Below are 19,754 nucleotides of genomic sequence, written 5' to 3'. Positions count from 1 at the left end.
CCTGAACTGTCGGATTACGGCTGCGCCTAATCCGACCTACTGGAAACGACGTGCCATTGTCTGAGTAGGTCGGATTAGGCGCAGCCGTAATCCGACAATGAGGCACCCAAACCATACAGCGTACCGATGTTTGAGTAGGTCGGATTAGCGCAGCGTAATCCGACAAAACGGCACCCGACCCAAAACCTGGTCGCCAACACCGCTATCACGCCGCTTTAATATCAATCCGCTTGACCGATTCCGGCGCGACCTCAGTCCGAGGAATGGTGATCTCGAGGATCCCATCACGCATCTGTGCTTCAATCGCCTCGGCCTTGGCATCTTCCGGCAACGACAACACCCGCTGGAAGCTACCGTAACGACGCTCGACCCGGTAATAATGGCGATCCTTATCCTCGCTTTCCTCCCGCTTGCTGCCACTGACCACCAAGGCGTCGCCGCGCAGCTCCAGGGAAATGTCCTCCCGTTTCAAGCCGGGGGCTTCAATGGCAATACGGTAGGTCTTGTCATCGCTGGACACATCCAGGTTCGGGCGGAAATGCTGCCCACCCCAGCCGGGAAAATCATCCAGCTGGTGACTCAATGACGGAAAGCCGAAGTCGCGAAACGCTGAATCGAATAAACGGTCGATTTCCCGGTGCAACTGCCATATCGGGTGGCCACCACCCGTCGGCGCCGACGTATTAGCGACGTCTGTTTCCCCGCGTTTGACGGGCACGGGGGCTGACGACGCAGCGCCCTCGTCTTCATGCTTGAGCCAGTTCCAGGGTTTCAGTTTCTCAAGTTTCATAGCGTACCTCCTCCGAAAATTCACGTGTATCTGTGACATTCACAGGCCGGCACACCTAAAACAACAGGTGGCGGGTTGGGCGGGCGCAAGTACCCGACCCATTAGAAAATATGGGGGGTGGGGGAGGATTTTTCAAGTTCCTCGTAAGCGGTAGAAGACATTGGCGTTGGATGCATTTTTTGGGTGGAGGTATTTTCGGGGTGGGTGTCTCATTGTCGGATTACGCTTCGCTAATCCGACCTACGCGGACATTGGCACGTCGTATCGTGTAGGTCGGATTAGCCCGAAGGGCGCAATCCGACACCTGAGGCACCGCTCTGAATTGAGGGACGAAATCCCGCCCATAAACTGCTAAAATGCCGGCTTTTGGCCACACTTGGCCCGCAACTGTGGAACCCGGTTATGTCCCTAAGCCCCACCCTGGCCCTGGCCAGCGACCTGATCAGCCGCCGCTCGGTAACCCCCGAAGACGCCGGCTGCCAAACCCTGATGATTGAGCGGTTACAAGCCATCGGCTTCAAGGTCGAGCACTTGCGCTTTGGCGAGGTGGACAACTTCTGGGCGATTCGCGGCGACAGCGGTCCGATCCTCGCATTCGCGGGTCACACTGACGTCGTTCCCACCGGCCCGGAAGCCAACTGGAAAATCCCGCCTTTCCAGCCCACCATCGCTGACGACGGCATGCTTTACGGGCGCGGCGCCGCTGACATGAAAGGTTCACTCGCGTCCATGATCGTGGCGTGCGAAGAATTCGTGGCCCAACACCCCCACCACAAAGGCCGCATCGCCTTTCTGATCACCAGCGATGAGGAAGGTCCGGCAGCCAATGGCACCGTCAAAGTGGTGGAGTGGCTCGAAGCCAACAATACCAAGATCGACTGGTGCATTGTGGGTGAACCCTCCAGCACCCACCAGGTCGGCGATGTCATCAAAAACGGGCGGCGCGGCTCCCTCGGTGCCGTGCTTACCGTCAAGGGCAAACAGGGCCATGTGGCCTACCCGCACCTGGCGGTCAATCCCATCCACACCTTCGCACCGGCGCTGGCCGAACTGGCCGCCGAGCGGTGGGACGAAGGCAATGACTTTTTCCCGGCCACCAGCTTTCAGGTGTCCAACATCAACGGCGGCACCGGTGCGACCAACGTCATTCCCGGCGATGTGGAAGTGGTGTTCAACTTCCGCTTCTCCACCGAGCTGACCGAAACCGACCTGCGCCAACGCACCGAAGCCATCCTCGACAAGCACGGGGTCAACTACGACCTGCAATGGAAGCTGAGCGGCCAGCCCTTTTTGACCGCCGAAGGTGATCTCGTGGAAGCGACTGTCGCCGCCATCAAGGCCGAAACCGGACGGGATACCCAGTTGTCCACCGCGGGCGGCACTTCTGATGGCCGCTTTATCGCGCCCACCGGCGCGCAAGTGGTTGAACTGGGCCCGGTCAACGCGACCATTCATCAGGTCGATGAATGCGTAAAGGCCGAGGACCTGGAGATCCTGACCCGTATCTACACCCGTACCCTCAAGCAGTTACTGGCATAAGGCGAGACGCCCAAAGTCATGACCTGACCTGCGGCGCGATCCGGCCGCGGGTCAGGCTCAAGCTGCTATAATGTCGGCTTACCTCCTTCGACCCATATCAGTATCAGGAATCGTCTTGCGCTCTCTGCTTCACTTTATAACCCGCAGCTGGCCACTCCTGGCCTTTGGCTTCCTGAGCATCTTCTGGGGCAATCTCGGGCAGACCTTTTTTATCAGCTGGTACGGTGCCGGCATCCAGCAATCACTCGGACTCTCCGCAGGCTTTTACGGGGGGCTCTACTCGGCCGCGACGCTCGCGAGCAGTGTGATAATCCTGTCTTTTGGGGGGCTCATTGATCGCTGGCCTTTGCGCCGCTTTGCCACGGTGGTGGCCGTGGGTTTGACCCTGGCGTGCCTGCTGCTGGCGGCGTCCAACCACTACCTGATTCTGCTGGCAGGCTTTTTTATGATTCGCCTGTGCGGCCAGGGGCTGATGCCCCACACCGCCCAGACCACCATGGCCCGCTACCTGGACAGCAACCGGGGCAAGGCCCTGAGCATCTCCGCCAGCGGCGTCCCCGTGGGCGAGATTGTGCTGCCCATCCTTGCGGTCGCCCTGATTACCGGCATCGGCTGGCAAGGGAGCTGGCTGGTGTTTGCGCTCTCGGTGCCACTGCTGTACCTGCCACTGATTTACTGGTTGCTCAAACGCTCGCCAGTCGATGTCAGTACGCCGCCCATTGTCGCCGCCAAAAAGTCCGATCAACCGGTCGCGGGACGGCGTGAAATGCTCACTGACCGGCGTTTCTGGATGGCCCTGCCGACGGCGCTGTCCGCGCCTTTTATCCTGACGGGCCTGTTTATTCACCAGAGCTTTATCCTCGAACAGAAGGACTGGAGTGCGGCCTGGCTCGCGACCTGTTTCATCATGTTGGGCGCCGCCCACTGGGTCAGCTCACTCACCTCGGGCCTGCTGATCGACCGCTTCACTGCCCGCCGGCTTATGCCGTTTTTATTACTGCCGCTGATGGCTGCCATGGCCTGCGTAAGTTTGCTCGACGGCAACTGGGCAGCGGCCCTGTTGATGAGTCTGCTGGGTGTGAGCATTGGCAGCAGCAGTCCGGTGATGAGCGCCCTCTGGGCGGAGGTCTACGGCACCGGCAAGCTTGGTTCGATCCGCTCGCTGATGACCGCCATGATGATGGTCGCCAGCTCGCTCTCCCCGATACTCTTCGGCATCCTCATCGACGCGGGAGTCAGTGCGCAGCAACTGTTCGGCAGTGCCGGATTGGGCATCGCGGTGGGCTGGGTGATGGTGTTCTTTTCCTATAAGGCTGACCACAGCCTTGGCCGCAGCCGCGCATAGTGGCACACTAGCCGGATGAACGGATTTAACCGCTACCTGCTCTGGCCCCTGCTCCTGACCGGGCACCTGCTCGCCGCAAGCCTGCTCGCCTGGCACCTGCTGGCCCAGGTCAACTATGGCTATGCCCTCGCCTACCCGGCACTCGCCATTGACGAGCATATAGCCCGTTTTGGTCCCGCCAACCGTTACAAGGACCATTTTGAACAAACCGGCAAGGAGGAGCACCTGGCGCTCTTTGGCGAGATTACCCGTGCAGTCCAATCCGGCGGCGAAGGGTTGCGGGACATTCACTACCCACTGCCCGACGGCAGCACCGAGCCTCTGCTGCGCGAAGCCGAAGCCATTCACCTCGAAGACGTCGCCCATCTGATCGATGTTTTCTATATTGCGGGCCTGACCGGCGCGCTGGTGATGCTCGCACTCGGCGGTTATGCCTACTGGCAACGTCAGCGCTTCCCCACGGTACGACGGATTCTGCTGGGTTTTATCGCCGCACTGGTCAGCGTGACCGTCATTGTGCTTGCTATTGGCCCGGTGAAAGTTTTTTACTGGCTACACGACGTCATTTTCCCGCCCGAGAATGAGTGGTTTTTTTATTACGAAGACTCCCTCATGACCACGCTGATGAAAGCCCCGGATCTGTTCGGCTTTATCGCTGTATTGCTGGTATTGATGCTGGTGATCATCTGGACCGGCTCAGTGGCACTCGCCGCCAGGGGGTTTGCTCGCCGCCAACCCTCCAGCCCGCCGTCAAAAAGGCGATAGCGGCCCCCGACAAAAAGGTGCCCAAACCAACCCACTGACCAGGAACAACGCCATGACCCAAGCGCGAATCGGCATCCTCGGCGGCAGCGGCCTCTACCAGATGGACGCCCTGACCAACCCGAAAGAACACCGCGTGACCACGCCCTACGGTACGCCCTCCGATGCCATTGTCACCGGGGATATCCACGGCGTGCCGGTGGCTTTTCTGGCCCGTCATGGGCGCGGCCATCGGCTACTGCCGGGAGAAGTGCCCTATGCGGCCAATATTTTTGCGCTCAAGTCTCTGGGTGTGCGCTATCTCCTGTCTTTCTCTGCGGTCGGTTCGCTCAAGGAAGAAATCGCGCCCCTGGATATGCTGCTGCCCGACCAGTACATCGATATGACCCGCCAGCGCCGCAATACCTTTTTCGGTGGCGGCGCAGTGGCCCACGTCTCCATGGCGGAGCCGGTGTGTTCTGCACTCCACGGCCTTCTGGCAGACGCCGTGCTGGCCACCGACAGCACCCTAAAACTGCATCGCAAAGGCACCTATGTGTGTATGGAGGGGCCGCAGTTTTCCACCCTGGCGGAGTCGCACTGGTACCGCAGCATGAACGCCGATGTGATCGGCATGACCAACATGCCCGAGGCCAAACTGGCGCGCGAAGCACAGATGGCTTACGCCTCTCTGGCCATGGTGACCGACTTCGATTGCTGGCACCCCAAGGAGGCTCACGTCAATGCCAACATGGCCTTGCAGAACCTGATGCAAAACGCCGAACGCGCCCAGCGTATCGCGCTCAGCGCCATTGGTCTGATCGCCAACGCCCAGCCCGACTCCATGGCCCACACAGCGTTGCAGCAGTCGTTGGTAACGCCGCTGGATGCCATGAGTGATGCGCTGAAGGAAACCGTGGAGGTGTTGTTGCGCTAATCCCGGTAACGGTAACGGCGCAACAAGACTGCCGGGTCGGCCCCGCGCCAGTAGGCCCAACGCAGGCGCCACATCAACAAGATGGTGCGCCAGACGCCGCGCTGATCCCACTGGCGGCCCGAGGTGCTGATTTTCTTCCTGATACACAGGGGGCGGGACCGACGCTTGAGCCGCCTGGATAACTCCACGTCCTCCATTAAGGGCTGATCAGCAAAGCCGCCTTCTGCCTCGAACACGGACCGCCAGATAAAAATGCCCTGGTCACCCGTGGCAATCCCCGTCAAGCGCGAGCGCAGGTTCATAGCCCTTGCCACCATCGGCAACAGGCGCGAGCGCCCCTCAATGTGTACATCAAAACGCCCCCAGACACACCCGCCGTGCTCCAGTCGCTCGATCAGTTGCGACCAGTCCATGATCGGCAAGCGACAATCGGCGTGCATAAACAGCAACAGATCCCCCTGGGCCCGCTGCGCGCCGGCATTCATCTGACGGGCCCGACCGGATTCACTCTCGAGACACAAAAATCCTGCGGCCCGAACCAGGGCAGCACTGTCATCGGTACTGCCACCATCGACAAAAATCACTTCCGCCCCGGCAGGCAAAGCCCGACCCAAATGGCTCAACAATTCTGGCAGCTGCTCAGACTCGTTATAGACAGGCAGAATGACCGACAGGAAAATACTCACGATGTGTCCTGCGCCTTATCGAGGAATACCAGATCTGCCGGTTCATCGATATCATTGAGCACCGCACCGCGATAACAGGACCAGCCCAACGCCCGGATACGCGCCAGGGTGATGGCACCCACCTCGGCGGTGCTCCAGGGCATGTCGGAAAACAGGGACGGGTGATACTGGCGCAACCCCAGCAGCGCATAGCCCCCATCGGCGGCGGGGTAAAGTACCGCATCGTGATCCCGCAAGTGTCCGGCGGCCTGCTCAAACAGCGACGCTCGACTGTCAACACAGTCGGTACCGCTCAGCAACACCCCGTCCGACCCGCTCAGGCTCTGCTGAGTGACCCGCGCAAGACGTTCGCCCAGGTCACCCTCCCCCTGATCCGACAGGGTAAACCCATCGGGGATCTCCACGGAGCGCCAACCGGGGTCGGCATAAGCGGGCGCTACCCACAAACGGCGCTCACTGATGCGCGCATCTGCCGCAGCCGTCAGGGTCTGGTCCAACAACTGCCGGGCGACCTGAGCCGCCCCCTCGGGCCCCAGAACGGGGATCAACCGGGTTTTGGCATAGCCCGGCACCGGTGCCTTGGCCAGAATGGACAGCGTAATACGCACAAGCGCTCCCGTTGTGAATGGTCAGAGCATGATAGCCCAGTCGGGCAGCCAGGTCAGCGCCCAGGTCTCCAGCATTTTGTCGACGCCGGTCCATACCATCAGACCCAAGAGTAACAACACCGAGGCCGTCCCAACACCAAACTGGCCGCTCCAATGGTTGCCGTCGGGATTGGGCAACGCTGAACCACACCTGTTCGTCACCCTGGTAGAGAATCAAGGTAGACTGACGCCGCGCTCGGGATTCTTACACTGCCAACTTTGAATCCGTGCGCCATCGCACAGACCCGTGAATGATTCGACTTTAACCTCATGGAATGTCAAGCGTCGGATAACGATGTAAGTCAGAGGTAACCTAGCCCGTCATGCCACTAGCCGAAAAATATAAAAATACTCGACAGGTGAGTGAAACCCTCTGCTCCCCCGTGCCTGAGAATTTATGCAACACTCAGGTCATTGACTATGCCAGTCCGCCGAAATGGAACCTGGCGCACACGAGTTGGTTCTTCGAAGAAATGATCCTTAAAAAATACGTTGGCGATTACCGGGAGTTCGACCCGACATTCGGATTCCTGTTCAACAGCTACTATAACCACGTAGGGGATCGTATCGCCAGGGATTCCCGCGGAGACATCAGCGTACCGAGCATGGACACGGTGTCCGCCTACCGAAATTTTATCGATGACCAGATGCGGTCTCTGCTAGAAAGCCGCTCCGACCCGGCCGTAGAGGCACTCACCATCCTCGGCATCAACCACGAGCAGCAGCATCAGGAACTGTTTTTAACCGACCTCAAGTACGTCCTGTCCCGAAACTCGTTATACCCCTCCTACGGCGAAGGCCTGAATCTTGTCAACGACGCCAACACGACGCTCGGCCAGCTTGACATCAATGAAGGCCTCTACGAAGTCGGCCACACCGGTGACGGCTTTCATTTCGACAATGAATGCAACCGGCACAAGGTTTATCTGAATGCCTACAGCATCGACAGGGCGCTGGTCACAAACGCAGAGTACCTGGATTTCATCGAAGACGGCGGTTACGAAAAGTTCCAATACTGGCTGGATGACGGCTGGCACTGGCTGCAGGAAAGCGGCATCAGGGCCCCGCTGTACTGGCTCAGGATCAACGGTCACTGGCATTACTACACCTTCGCCGGACTGCAGCCAGTGAACCCTGAGGCCATGCTCTGCCACGTCTCCTTCTACGAAGCCAATGCATTCGCCAGCTGGAAAGGCAAACGCCTGCCCACGGAATTCGAATGGGAAGTGGCCAGCGCGCATTTGCCCTGGGGCAAGCGCTGGGAATGGACCAATTCCGCCTACCTACCCTACCCGGGATTCTCGATCGGTGAGGACGCTGTCGGGGAGTACAACGGCAAGTTCATGATCAACCAGATGGTCCTGCGCGGCGCCTCGGTCGCGACGCCGAAACACCACAGCCGCCCGACTTACCGCAATTTTTTCCATCCGCACCTGCAATGGCAATTCTCTGGAATCAGGCTGGCCGAGCGTCAACGATGAAGAGAGTACGATGATCGAGCAATTCAGACAGGATATTGAAGCGGGGTTAAGCGCCGCGCAGAAATCGCTGCCATCCCACTATTTTTACGATGTCCGGGGTGACGAACTGTTCCAGCAAATCATGGCCATGCCGGAGTATTACATTACCGAGGCCGAGGACGAGATATTCAGAAACAAGACACAGGAAATCATCGATGCCCTGGATGTAGCAGAAAGTAACTATTTCGAAATAATTGAGCTGGGGTCCGGCGACGGCAAGAAATCAAAAAGGCTACTCAGAAAACTGCTGGACAAGGGCCATGATTTTACTTACCAGCCTGTGGATATCTCGAAGAACATCCTCGATCACCTGGAAAAATCTCTAGTTACCGAAATGCCCGATCTGGATATCAATACGACACAGGCGTTGTACGTCGACGCCCTGGCCGGAATGAAAGACACCCCTCACAAAATCATTGTCATGTTTCTGGGGTCCAGTATCGGCAACCTGTCCGATGATGAAGCGACAGATTTTATTTATCAGCTCGGCGCCAATATCAAACCCGGCGACCTGTTACTGCTGGGTGTCGACTTGAAGAAATCCCGCAATATCGTATTGCCCGCCTACAACGACGCCGCCGGGATCACCGCACGTTTCAACCTCAACCTACTGGAGCGCATCAACCGCGAACTGGGCGCCAACTTCGTCCCGGATAACTTCTCACACCGGCCCGAGTACAATGAAAACGAAGGCATCGCCTACAGTTTTCTGGTTTCTACGGCCGAGCAATCTGTCTACATCAAGAGTTTAAAAAAAAGCTTCAGATTCAGTGAAGGCGAGAAAATCCACACGGAGATTTCGAGGAAGTACGACGAGGCTACCCTGAAGCGGATCATCGCCGGGACCGACTTCACCCTCGACAGACGCATAACCGATTCCAACGGCTACTTCGCCGACTACATTCTAAAGCGCCAGTGAATAAGCTCGCCAGAAAGATCGCGATGCCGACTCTGAGTGAAAAGGCAAGTGACTTCTACCAGAGGGAACTGAACAGGCTCTACGGCCTCCATCAGGGCAGGCATGGAGCTTGTCCGCTGCAACGGGTGGCTACGGATTTTGAGCGCCTCAATGCCAGTTTGCCTGACAATTATATTGTCCTGAAACGCTTACTGGACGCCCTATTTGAAGAGCTTGAGGCTACAGCGGCCGTTGTTTATCTGCTTCCGAATATCACCTTGCACGCCGCCATCGACAGGCTGGACCTGCCCAGCAAAGTGCACGCGAAAATCGTTCACCCGCTCAGGTTCGGAATCTCAGCCCTTGAAGCCAGCGGCACCACGCGTATTACCCTGGTGGGTACACGCCACACCATGCAGTCCGACCAGCTGGCCGAGTACTTCGAGGAAAAGCAGATCGAGGTCGATTTTCCCCGCACCGCTGACATCCTGGCCCTGGACGGCCTGCGGCTGGAAGTCTTTGCCAGGGGGTATTCGCAACGCCTGAAAATCGCCATGGAGAAGCTTCTGGCCAGGTACGAGAATACGGTTCTGGCGTGCACCGAACTGTCCGTGCTCAACACGGACGCGTCCTTCACTGATCTCGCCAGGTTGCAGATGGCCGCCGCCATCTCGGCTCTCGACTGAGCCCTCACCCCCGCCGCCAGCGGTGGTAGCGCTCCAGCCAACGCAACAAGCCCTCAGGCTTGTGGGCTTTTTTCCACTCCCCGGCGGCAAACTTGTTGGCCTCTGCCCAGGTGGGATAAGTGTGGATAGTGCCCAGGATTTTGTTGAGCCCCAGCCCGTGACGCATGGCCAGCACAAACTCCGCCAGCAGATCGCTGGCATGGGCGCCCACAATGGTCGCGCCGAGGATCTTGTCCTTGCCCGGTACGGTCAGCACTTTGACAAAACCGGTGGTGCTGCTTTCGGCAATGGCGCGGTCCAGGTCATCCAGGTCGTAGCGGGCCACCTCGTACTGGATGCCCTGTTCCTGGGCCTCCAGTTCGTTGATGCCCACCCGGGCCACTTCCGGGTCCACAAAGGTGGTCCAGGGAATCACTGAGTAATCCACCTTGAAGCGTTTGAACTGCCCAAAGAGCGCGTTTACCGAGGCGAACCAGGCCATGTGTGCTGCGGTGTGGGTAAACTGGTAGGGCCCGGCCACATCGCCAGCGGCGTAGATATTCGGGTAGAGAGTTTCCAGATACTCGTTGGTTTCCACCGTCTTATCGGTGCGAATACCCAGCGCTTCCAGTCCGTAGCCGGTGAGCCGCGCCTGCCGACCCACCGCCACCAATAGCTCATCAAACATCAGACGCTTTTCTTCGCCGTCCTGTTCGACCACCAGGGACTTTTCCCCCTCGTGCAGCTCACAGCGCAGGGCCTTGTGGCCGGTCAAAACATCCACACCATCGGCGCTGAGTGATTCGGTCACCAGCGTGGACACTTCCGGCTCTTCGCGCGCCATGATGCGTCCGCCCATTTCCACCTGACTGACCTGCGAACCCAGGCGGGCGAAACTCTGGGCAAGCTCGCAACCGATGGGGCCACCGCCGAGCACCACCAACCGCTTGGGCGGTTCGTCCCGCTCGGCAAACTGCTCCCATAGCGTATCGCTGGTGACATAGCCGGTTTCGTTCAGGCCCGGCAGTGGCGGCACAAAGGGACTCGCACCGGCGGCAATCACGATGCTGCGGGTGGTCAGGCGCTGGGTGCCGCCGTCATTCAGTGCCACCTCCACGGTCCAGGGGTCGATGATCCTGGCGTAACCCTGGAGCACATCGACGCCCAGGCTGGTGTAGCGTTCCACGCTGTCGTGGGGCTCCACTTTTTTGATCACCTGTTGAATGCGCGCCATCACCGAACGAAAGCTGAATTGCGGTTGGGCGGAGGCCAGACCGTACTGTTCGGCGTTCTGCATCTGGTGCGCCACCTTGGCGCTTTTGATCAGGGCCTTGCTGGGCATACAGCCGTAGTTGAGGCAGTCGCCACCCATTTTGTGGGCTTCCACCAGTGTGACTTTGGCTTTGACCGCCGCCGCAATATAAGCCGACACCAGACCGCCCGCACCGGCACCGATCACCACCAGGTTGCGGTCAAAGTGGCGGGGCTTTTTCCATTGGCGGTAGACGCGGCCGCGGCGCACCAGCCCCACAATCGCCTTGGCGATCCATGGGAAAATGCCAATAAGCACAAAGGAGCCGAGTAGTTGCAAAGAGAACACATCACCAATTCTCTCAATCTGTGCCAATTGGGTGCCGGCGTTGACGTACACAAAGGTCCCGGCGAGCATGCCCACCTGACTGACCCAGTAAAAGGTCCAGGTCTTGAGCCGGGTCATGCCCATGGCCAGATTGATCACAAAGAAGGGGAACAGCGGCACCAGGCGTAGGGTAAACAGGTAAAAGGCGCCGTCTTTGTCCACGCCGCGGTTGACCGCCTTGAGGCGATCGCCAAAGCGGCCTTGCACAAAGTCACGCAATAAAAAACGGGAGACCAGAAACGCCAGGGTCGCGCCAATGGACGATGCAAAAGAGACCAGCAAGAGCCCCTGCCACAAGCCGAACAGTGCGCCGGCAGCGATGGTCATGACCGTGGCGCCGGGCAAACTCAGGCCGGTCACCACCACATAAAAGACAAAGAACAGCGCCGGCACCAACACCGGGTGCGCCGCCAACAATTCGGCAAACTGGTTCTGCCGTGCCCGGAATTCATCCAGGGTGAGGTACTGCTGCAGATCGAAGCCGAAGTAGGCGGCGATCAGCGCGACAATCACACCGACGACCAATAATCGTTTCATGGTCTTTCCTTTAACTGAGCGCGCCGCCGCAGCTGCTGCCCTGTCCGGCGGTACAGCCGTAGCAATGGTCGGCAATATAAATTTCCCGTCCTTCCAGATTCTGGCTCAGCAGATCTTTCAGGTGTTGGGCGTCAGAGCCGATCAGCGGCAATTGCAGCATCTGATTGAAGTCGCAGTCGTGCAGGTTGCCCTGCCAATCGACGCTGACCATGGTGCGGCACATGACGTTGTCCAGGTTGGTGGGCACGTAGGCGTCTTTGAGTACCTGCATATAGTCGGCAAACTGCCCTTTGGAAATCAGCATGCTGCCGAAGCGCTGGATGGGCATATTGACCAGGGTGAACAGCTGGCCGAATTCAATATTGAAGTGTTTTTTCAGCTCGCGCTTGTAGTCCGCTTCCAGCTGTTGTTGATTGGGCGGCAGGCTGGGGCCGAGCGGGTTGTACACCAGGTTGAGGGATAAGCCGCTGTCGGGCATGCCGTAGCCCAGGGCATTGAGCCGTTGCAGGGCGGCGATGCTTTTGTCGAACACGCCTTTGCCCCGCTGCTTGTCCACGTTCTCCGGGGAGTAGCATGGCATGGAGGCAATCACCTCCACTTGCTGTTCGGCGAGAAACTCGGCCACAGTTTCGTAGCCCGGTTCTTCCAGAATGGTCAGGTTACAGCGGTCAATCACATGCACGCCCTGCTTCCGGGCTTCGCGCACCAGGTCGCGAAACCGCCAGTGCATTTCCGGGGCGCCGCCGGTCAGGTCCAGCGTCTGAATGCCCTGAGCCTTGAGTACCTCCATGACCGTCGCCACATTGTCGTCAGTCATCATTTCCTTGCGCGTGGGCCCGGCGTTCACGTGGCAGTGCACACAGGTCTGGTTGCACAGGTAGCCCAGATTCACCTGCAGGGTTTCCAGCCGGCTGCGATGGATCACCGGAAAGTCGGTCGCTTCCAGAAGCGGGAGTGTCGCGTGCATTGGGAGGCTCCTAAATTGTGGTAAGAAGTTACGGCGCCATACGTAAAGGGATCATCACCCGCGGCCGGCCTTTGTTGCAAAAGTCAAGCTTGCCATATAGCGCTCATCAATGCGCTGCTTCCAGCGCCAGGCCCAGCGTCCGCGGGCTGCCAATGGCCCCCAGGAGGCCAGCGCGCGCTGATCCCCCAAGCCTAACAGGTATAGCGACCGGGGTTTGGGACGATAGGGCCGGTAAGCGCCGCCCTGTGCCGCCGCGCGCAGATTGTGGGCCAGCACTTTGCCGCCCATCACCGCATGGACACCGGAGTGTGCCAGGGGTCGGTCCACGCGCTGGCAGATGTCCCCCACCGCAAACACATTAGCATGGGAGAGGCTGCGTTGCTGGGCGTCAACCTGAACATGGTCCTCTTCATCCAGCGCCAGGCGCGACAGACTGAGCCAACAGGGCGGGCGACGCCCGGTGGCCAAAATAATACCGTCGGCAGGCAGTGACTCACCCGTGGGCAGCAACACCCCCGACTCGGTGCCGGCGGCGGGGCCGCGCACCAGCGCGATCTTGCGCGCACGCAACTCGCGCTCCAGGGCGCGGACCGCCATCCCGCCATGACCGGGCAACAAGCCCTGCGCCGAGGTGATCAGGCTCACCGCAACACCGGAGCCCAACGAGCACAACCGATGCTGGGCCGCCAGGGCCAGTTCCACCCCGGCGGCACCGGCGCCTACCACCCGCAAGCGGAAAGCGCGCTCGCGCTCTGCCTGTGCCAACAGGGTCTGCCAACGCTCGGCAAACTCCGCCAAAGGCCGCACCGGCAGCAACAACGGCTCGGCGGCCTCAAACCAGGAGACGTCGGTCTCGCCGCCGACATTGAGTGAAAGCCAGTCGTATTCAATAGGCGGAATTCCCGGGCAGGCTACACAGTCCCGATCGGCATCCATGCCCGCCACCGGCTGCTCCAACAGCTCGACGCCTGCGGCCCGCACCAGCGGCAGCAGGTCAATCCGGCACTGGGCCAGATCGTAATGTCCGGCCATCCAGCCGGGCACCCGGCCCGAGTAGGTCACATAGCGGGAAGGATTGATCAGCACAATGTGGGCATCCGCCAGAGGCCGCTCGGCCAGTGCCTTGAGCACCTCCAGGTGGGCGTGGCCGGCCCCGGCCAGAACAATGCGTTGCGCCACAATCGCTCCTCAGCTTCGCCAATCAGACACAATGAAAACCGGCTCGGGCGCTCGGCCCGGCCGGTACTACTGAGGATAGTCGCCCGAAGGCACAATTTCTTACAGGAAAAACGTCAGGAAGAGTGGGCACCGTTACCCAGCATCGACTCCAGCCGGTTGAGGTACTGCGCAAAGGCTTCCCTGCCCTTGGCGCTGAGCGCGATTTCGGTCACCGGCTTGCGGCCTTCAAAGCGCTTCTCCACGTCGATGTAGCCGTTGTCCTCAAGCTTGCGCAAATGCGTGCTCAGGTTGCCGTCGGTGGTTTTGACCCGGTCGCGGATAAAAGTGAAATCCGCGCTATCCAGCCCCGCGAGCACCGCCATAACGGCCAGGCGGATGCGCGAGTGGATCAGGTCGTCCAGTTGGTTGTGATCAAACTCGGACACCCTACACCTCGCTCGCGGCCTGTGCTCGCTGTTGTTTGATCAGGACCAGGCCGGGCACCACGTAGAACAACAGCAACAACCCGCCCATTAACAGGCTGACGTAGTCTCCGGGCCACGCAAACATCGCAAACGCCCCCAACCACCAGGCGAGTGCCATATTGCGCAGCCAAGGCATACCCGCGAGCACACCGGTAATAAAGATACCGGTCCCCAACAGACTGGAGAAAATCCCCGGCATGTGCTCGCCGGGCAGCGTATTGAAGCCCAGGTGCGCGACGATAAAGATCATCTGGGTCACGAACAGACCCATCCAGACGGTACCGACCAGCCGGCCTGCGCGACTGTTCACCGGGCGGCGGAAATCCCGCCACATCATCAGGATATTGCCCACGGCACCCAGCCCCAGACAAGTCCCCCAGGTCAACATCGGCTGGTAGGGCAACACACCTATTACCTGTAACCAGGTGGCCACCAACCCGACGCCCACCACCAGGCCCCAGAGCACAAAATAACCCCCACTGATGCCCGCCGCCTGACGGGTATCAGCCATTATTTCCCGAATAAATGCGAGATCTTCACTCGCGTTTGCATGAGTGTCCATTGCCGCCTCCCCTCTGTGGAGTAAAGTGCCTTGAATTAACTTTGTTTTTCAAAGTAGTTTTATATTTATACCACTTTGACAATAAAGTCAAGCCTTCACTCAGCCAGTTGCGCCTCCGAAGGTTGCATCTGAAACACACATCCGCCATTGGTCACCAGGGCGTAGGCGCCCTGAAGCGGCACGAAAGGCTGTTCGGGATCGAGGATGCGCGCGCCCTCACAGGTCAGACGCTGGAGGCGGCCAAAGTGTACCCATTGATCATCACGCCAGCGCCACACCTGGCCGTCAAGCCAGTGCCGCTCGACGGAGGCCACAACCCGATGCGGATCACCGGCGTAGTCCAGATCCCCCACCACACAGGGGTGCTCTCCCGACAGGCAGCCGCGGACCACCGGAAGATCCACATCCAACGCTGCGAGAAAGCTATCACTCACCACCGTTCCGGGCAGAATATGAACCCGCTCGCGACGCTGCTCGACACCGCTAACAGCCTCTGGCTCAATACGCTGCCAGCGGGTTCTGGCCGCCAGACCGGCCTCAATGCGCGCCAGCAGATCCGGCTCTGCTACGACCCAGTCCTCCTCCTGTAACTGCTGCAAGGCCCTGACGCCGTAGCTGCCCAGATTAAAGCGCAGGTAGAGCACATCGAAGTCGTCCACCGCCGTGGCGCCACGTTCCAGGCGCGTCACCTGACTCTGGGCAGACAGTTTATGGAAGTCCAGCGACGGGGTATTGACCAACACCAATACCAGCGCCAAACCGCCCCCAAGCCAGGTGTTCCAACGGTGCAGATGCTGCGCTGGCAAACCCCGTTTCCAGACAATCAGGACCGCATAACCGACGCTGAACAGCGCGGTGAACAGCGCCACCAACAAACCCCACAGGCGACCCAAAGTCAGACCGTACTGGTCGATACGCAACCCCAGGGACCAAAGCGCCAACACCAGAGTGACGGGTAGCACAATCATCGCCACCATCAGTAAACGGCGCAGCCAGGGCGATTCCCCGAAGGGCTGCATGTCATCCGCCATGGCCGCATTGGCAAAGTACAAGAGCACCACGGCCAGCCAGAGCATAAGCGCGGCGGCGTAGCCGGTTTCCCATAAAAGCTGAATGCCGGTAAACGGCAACACGGCCAAGAACAGAATCAGAATTACCCCAATCAACGGCAGCAGCGCCCGGGTCAGCGCTTCGCACAGACGCCGCACAGTGGCGACCATGCCCTCACGAGCGCGAATCAGTCCCAGGCCCCAACCCACCACCAGCCCGCTCACCGGGTAAATAAACACCGGGTCACTGAACAGGGTTTTAAAAAAATCGACCTCAAGCACACTGAACAACATTGCCCAGAGCAATAGCAGCAACCAGAACACCAGCAAAAATAGCCCGAGGAATTTCAGTGTCAGCGCATTGCGCCAGGAATTTTCCAGTAATCCGGCATAGTCCAACCGCCCCTGCTCGCGCCAGGTGCGAAAGAAAAACCCCAGAATAAACAGCGCGATCGGCATGCCGTAGCCCAGGGCACCCAGTCCGCCAAAATAGCGATAGTCGGTATCCGCCAACGACGGCTCGCTCAGCCAGCCGTGATGCCAGCCCACCCAGAAGAGCACCGGCGCCAACACCAGTGCGGCAACGGCATTGGCCCGGTCACGCCACTCCACCGCGCCCACGTACAGAAACAGCGGCAAGCCAATAGCGACGGTATAGCCGGCAAACAACCAGGACGTGTGGGTCGAGGGCCACACTTCATGCTCAATGGCCTTGTGCAGCAACAGCAAAACCAGGGATTGAACGACGGCGAGCACCATAAAGGCCAACCGGTTTTCACGGGAAAGATCATTCATAGTCAGTTCTCAGTCATTATTCTTCATTTTCCGGCCCAGGGACAACTTCATAAAAAACCCAAAAGCGAGTCCAGCAAGAAGGCAGATAAACGCCTGAATAGCGAACAACTCAAACGAAAGCGTACCGGTTAAATACATTCCTGGCAGGGAAAAGAACACGAACATAAGGGCGCCGAACGAAAGTCCCATCTTCAGCCAACTTGTAGACTTCGCTTCGGGAAAACGGCTGTGTGACGCCTTATCGAGACGCGTCAGTTCCTTCTTTACCCACCAGCGCTCGCCAAACAGCTTGAACCAGATCCACAACGGAAAGGTCAAGGCCAAAAAAACGAGACTTGTGAGATTCCACAGGCAAGGAATTTTGCCATGGCAGTCCGGGCAGACAAGACCAAACCAGTGCCCAAACGCATTGTCTCCGGACCACAGCCGAGCATCATGAATCGCATGACAATGCGGGCATGGCACATACTGGCGCTCCATCAAGGGCGCCTTACTGGTCTTGTCGATCAACGTGATTTTGGGAATCCGCTGTCCCAAAATCACCTCGTTGAATGCCAAACCTGGGTTCAGAACCCAATGAATCAGCAAGGGTGAGGGAAACTTAAAGACTTTGTATTTCGCGGTATCGTACTCCATGTCGCCTATTCTCCTTCATGGCAGTTCTCACTAGGGGGGGGTGCGCTGGGACGGATCGCTTCGTTGAAATATCGACGTCCTGTCTCAGTTATTTAGGCATCGACTATAGAGAACTTCTCTGAAAATGCAAGAGGTTCAAAACGCGGAGTTTTATCGCTTATGGGCTTTGCGGATCTGGGCTACACTGAAGATCTATGGGCCCGAAAAGAGGACGCAAAGCGTGACCGCCAAGACCGCCATCAATGCATTTAGAGGTCGGTTGCAAACCGTGGGGGAGGAAGTTGCCAATACCGCCAGCCATGCCGCAGGCCTGATTTCAGCCATTGCCGCTACACCCTTTTTGGTGGTTCGGGCGGTGCGCTTGGGCGACCCGGCTTTTGTGGTGGGCGTCAGTATTTTCTGCGCCACCATGATTGTGTTGTATTTGGCGTCGTCGGTTTACCACATGTTGCCCCAGGGGCGAGCCAAGCGGGTGTGCAAAGATATCGACCACTCCGCCATCTACCTGCTCATTGCGGGCACCTATACCCCCTTTACCCTGGGCGCGCTGAGTGGCCCCTGGGGCTGGACGCTGTTTGGGATTATCTGGGCAGTAGCGGCTTTCGGGGTGGTGATGAAAAGCCTGAGAAGGCTGCACCATCCCGTCCTGTCGGTGGGGCTCTATCTGGTTATGGGCTGGATGATCCTGGTTGCCCTACACCCGCTCACCCGGGAGGTCGAAACGGCAGGTCTGGTTTGGCTGGCAGCCGGTGGCGCCGCCTATACCCTCGGTATCGTGTTTTATGCGCTCGACAGCCGCGTCAAGTTTGCCCATTTTGTGTGGCATTTATTCGTACTGACCGGCACCCTGTGTCACTTCGTCGCGATTTTCAGTTACGCCCACGGCGTGACTGCGCCTTAGGTATGAGCATCCTTGTCTGTAGACCTGAGCATGGCACGAATACGGTCAATGTGGACTTGAGAATCTTTAGCCCTTTGCGAGGTCGATGAAGGCGTTTTCTTACTTTCATTGTGACTCATAGTGACAAGCAGATTTTGACGCTCTTCAAACATTCTCAACGCCACCCAGAGGGTTTCTTCTATCTTTACCGTTTGTTGTGTAAGCAGCGCCGAGGCGCTAAACGCATGGCCGGTGTGACAGCGGTACCTCAGGATTTCCCCTTCCGTCACCTTCCATAGCACACCACCACAATCCGGACAGTTGAACGGCACCTGCTCGCCAAGCGCCTCGACAGATGACAGATCGCTCAGAACCCGCTGCGCGATCCTTGCCTCGATCACGATATCCTCCGGCGCTGGCGCTCTTTCCGGCAACTCTCTCTTCAGCAGGTCGGAAAGCAACATCCCCATTCCCGCCAGCGGCACACAATAGTCAGCGCCCACATTCGCGATGACCGATTGCGGCATGTCCGGGTAGGACGCATCTTCAGGATCCTGGGCAATACAGACACCCCCGCATCGCTTGATCGCCATCATGCCACTGGTACCATCGTCCAGGTAGCCGGTCAGGATAATTCCGATTACCCGGTTGCCGTAGGCCACAGCAGCGGTGCGAAACAAGGGGTCAATCGCGGGCCGGGAGCGGTTTTCCCTGGCGCCCTTGGTCACCAGAATTTTTCCTTCGGCAATCAGCATATGTTGATCTGATGGCGCCAGATAGATATGTCCCGGCTCAAACACCTGTTCGTTGCGAGCATGTACGCAGGTAAGACTGCCGCTCTCATTCAGAACCTTCACAAGCGCCTCACCGGTGGTGTTCGCACCCATGTGGTTGACAATAAAAACGGGTGCGGGAAAGTCCTTCGGAAACTGGGCCACCAACGTTTTTAAAGCCGCCATGCCACCAGCGGAAGCTCCGATAACAACAAGCATTGAATTTCCGCTTTGATTCATTGTCACCTCCATCGGCCTAGTGACCATCAGTATAGCCCCCCGAATTCCTCAGTGACAGGGATTCAGTCGTGGCGATCAATACCGGCTTTAATTTCCTCATTGAGTGCGCCAACGAACAGAACGGATAGCCCCGATAATCTACTCTTAAGTGGGATGAGGCGAAGGATCAGCCTGGACAGGATGTTACATCGCGCGCGCCGCAGGGACGCTGGCGCACATCCAATTTCATACTTGTGGGCAGGAGAAGAGACTGATGAACAGCATC

Annotated in this window: 20 protein-coding genes; 8 read left to right on the top strand and 12 right to left on the bottom strand. The window is 58.6% G+C overall.

The annotated features are described in order from the left end of the window. Positions 1-205 precede the first annotated feature (205 nt). On the bottom strand, positions 206-790 hold the full coding sequence (locus tag DKW72_RS00210; protein ID WP_111640314.1) for an Hsp20/alpha crystallin family protein: 585 nt from the start codon (positions 788-790) through the stop codon (positions 206-208). A 402-nt stretch (positions 791-1,192) separates the two neighbouring features. Between DKW72_RS00210 and dapE the strand changes: the two genes are divergently transcribed. The 4 genes from dapE (at position 1,193) to mtnP (ending at position 5,352) form a co-directional block, all read left to right on the top strand. Next, a complete protein-coding gene (gene dapE, locus DKW72_RS00205) occupies positions 1,193-2,329 on the top strand; it encodes a succinyl-diaminopimelate desuccinylase (protein WP_111640313.1) in 1,137 nt (378 codons plus the stop codon). 115 nt (positions 2,330-2,444) lie between these two features. Beyond that, positions 2,445-3,674, top strand: coding sequence for an MFS transporter (locus DKW72_RS00200; protein ID WP_198411169.1), 1,230 nt, complete (start codon positions 2,445-2,447; stop codon positions 3,672-3,674). 15 nt (positions 3,675-3,689) lie between these two features. After that, on the top strand, positions 3,690-4,439 hold the full coding sequence (locus DKW72_RS00195; protein ID WP_111640311.1) for a lipoprotein intramolecular transacylase Lit: 750 nt from the start codon (positions 3,690-3,692) through the stop codon (positions 4,437-4,439). A 52-nt stretch (positions 4,440-4,491) separates the two neighbouring features. Further along, complete coding sequence (gene mtnP / locus DKW72_RS00190; protein WP_111640310.1) at positions 4,492-5,352, top strand: S-methyl-5'-thioadenosine phosphorylase; 861 nt, start codon at positions 4,492-4,494, stop codon at positions 5,350-5,352. Here the strand turns inward: mtnP and DKW72_RS00185 are convergent. The 3 genes from DKW72_RS00185 to DKW72_RS16290 are packed head-to-tail and all read right to left on the bottom strand — an operon-like array spanning position 5,349 to position 6,823. Further along, a complete protein-coding gene (locus tag DKW72_RS00185; RefSeq protein ID WP_232522259.1) occupies positions 5,349-6,038 on the bottom strand; it encodes a TIGR04283 family arsenosugar biosynthesis glycosyltransferase in 690 nt (229 codons plus the stop codon). The genes mtnP and DKW72_RS00185 overlap by 4 nt on opposite strands. Further along, positions 6,035-6,646, bottom strand: coding sequence for a TIGR04282 family arsenosugar biosynthesis glycosyltransferase (locus DKW72_RS00180; protein ID WP_111640309.1), 612 nt, complete (start codon positions 6,644-6,646; stop codon positions 6,035-6,037). Before DKW72_RS00180 ends, DKW72_RS00185 begins: the two co-directional genes overlap by 4 nt. Before the next feature lie 21 nt (positions 6,647-6,667). Continuing rightward, the gene (locus DKW72_RS16290; protein ID WP_157960342.1) at positions 6,668-6,823 is read right to left on the bottom strand and encodes a hypothetical protein; all 156 of its coding nucleotides are present in this window, start codon (positions 6,821-6,823) and stop codon (positions 6,668-6,670) included. Between the two features lie 185 nt (positions 6,824-7,008). Between DKW72_RS16290 and egtB the strand changes: the two genes are divergently transcribed. From egtB to DKW72_RS00165, 3 genes are read left to right on the top strand one after another with little or no spacing between them, the layout of a single operon-like run. Further along, positions 7,009-8,166, top strand: coding sequence for an ergothioneine biosynthesis protein EgtB (gene egtB, locus DKW72_RS00175; RefSeq protein ID WP_111640308.1), 1,158 nt, complete (start codon positions 7,009-7,011; stop codon positions 8,164-8,166). 10 nt (positions 8,167-8,176) lie between these two features. Continuing rightward, positions 8,177-9,124, top strand: coding sequence for an L-histidine N(alpha)-methyltransferase (gene egtD, locus DKW72_RS00170; protein ID WP_111640307.1), 948 nt, complete (start codon positions 8,177-8,179; stop codon positions 9,122-9,124). Beyond that, positions 9,121-9,789, top strand: a complete 669-nt coding sequence (locus tag DKW72_RS00165) for an aspartate/glutamate racemase family protein (protein ID WP_111640306.1) — start codon at positions 9,121-9,123, stop codon at positions 9,787-9,789. The genes egtD and DKW72_RS00165 overlap by 4 nt, the downstream gene beginning before the upstream one ends. Before the next feature lie 4 nt (positions 9,790-9,793). Here DKW72_RS00165 and DKW72_RS00160 read toward each other — a convergent pair whose 3' ends face one another. The 7 genes from DKW72_RS00160 to DKW72_RS00130 form a co-directional block, all read right to left on the bottom strand. Next, the gene (locus DKW72_RS00160; RefSeq protein ID WP_111640305.1) at positions 9,794-11,944 is read right to left on the bottom strand and encodes an FAD-dependent oxidoreductase; all 2,151 of its coding nucleotides are present in this window, start codon (positions 11,942-11,944) and stop codon (positions 9,794-9,796) included. A gap of 10 nt (positions 11,945-11,954) precedes the next feature. Next, positions 11,955-12,911, bottom strand: coding sequence for an arsenosugar biosynthesis radical SAM (seleno)protein ArsS (gene arsS, locus DKW72_RS00155; RefSeq protein WP_111640304.1), 957 nt, complete (start codon positions 12,909-12,911; stop codon positions 11,955-11,957). 54 nt (positions 12,912-12,965) lie between these two features. Then, the gene (locus DKW72_RS00150; RefSeq protein ID WP_111640303.1) at positions 12,966-14,090 is read right to left on the bottom strand and encodes an FAD-dependent oxidoreductase; all 1,125 of its coding nucleotides are present in this window, start codon (positions 14,088-14,090) and stop codon (positions 12,966-12,968) included. A 113-nt stretch (positions 14,091-14,203) separates the two neighbouring features. Beyond that, positions 14,204-14,515: a winged helix-turn-helix domain-containing protein gene (locus DKW72_RS00145; RefSeq protein ID WP_232522258.1), complete on the bottom strand. Its 312-nt coding sequence runs from the start codon at positions 14,513-14,515 to the stop codon at positions 14,204-14,206. A 1-nt stretch (position 14,516) separates the two neighbouring features. Continuing rightward, positions 14,517-15,116: a hypothetical protein gene (locus DKW72_RS00140; RefSeq protein ID WP_111640302.1), complete on the bottom strand. Its 600-nt coding sequence runs from the start codon at positions 15,114-15,116 to the stop codon at positions 14,517-14,519. A gap of 95 nt (positions 15,117-15,211) precedes the next feature. Then, on the bottom strand, positions 15,212-16,960 hold the full coding sequence (locus DKW72_RS00135; protein WP_111640301.1) for a DUF4153 domain-containing protein: 1,749 nt from the start codon (positions 16,958-16,960) through the stop codon (positions 15,212-15,214). Between the two features lie 9 nt (positions 16,961-16,969). After that, complete coding sequence (locus tag DKW72_RS00130) at positions 16,970-17,596, bottom strand: hypothetical protein (RefSeq protein WP_111640300.1); 627 nt, start codon at positions 17,594-17,596, stop codon at positions 16,970-16,972. A gap of 220 nt (positions 17,597-17,816) precedes the next feature. On the opposite strand from DKW72_RS00130, the gene trhA reads away from it, so the two are divergent. Beyond that, entirely contained in the window at positions 17,817-18,497 is a 681-nt protein-coding gene (gene trhA / locus DKW72_RS00125) for a PAQR family membrane homeostasis protein TrhA (RefSeq protein ID WP_198411168.1), read from the top strand. Here trhA and DKW72_RS00120 read toward each other — a convergent pair. Further along, positions 18,494-19,489 carry a chemotaxis protein CheB gene (locus DKW72_RS00120; protein WP_111640298.1) on the bottom strand — a complete coding sequence of 332 codons (996 nt, stop codon included), beginning with the start codon at positions 19,487-19,489 and terminating at the stop codon, positions 18,494-18,496. The genes trhA and DKW72_RS00120 overlap by 4 nt on opposite strands. Positions 19,490-19,754: the final 265 nt, after the last annotated feature.

The organism is Marinimicrobium alkaliphilum (assembly GCF_003259155.1).
In the GTDB taxonomy this organism is placed as follows: Bacteria; Pseudomonadota; Gammaproteobacteria; order Pseudomonadales; family Cellvibrionaceae; genus Marinimicrobium_A; species Marinimicrobium_A alkaliphilum.
The sequence above is the reverse complement of the archived record's forward strand: the minus strand, read 5'-3'. Positions and strand labels throughout refer to the sequence as shown.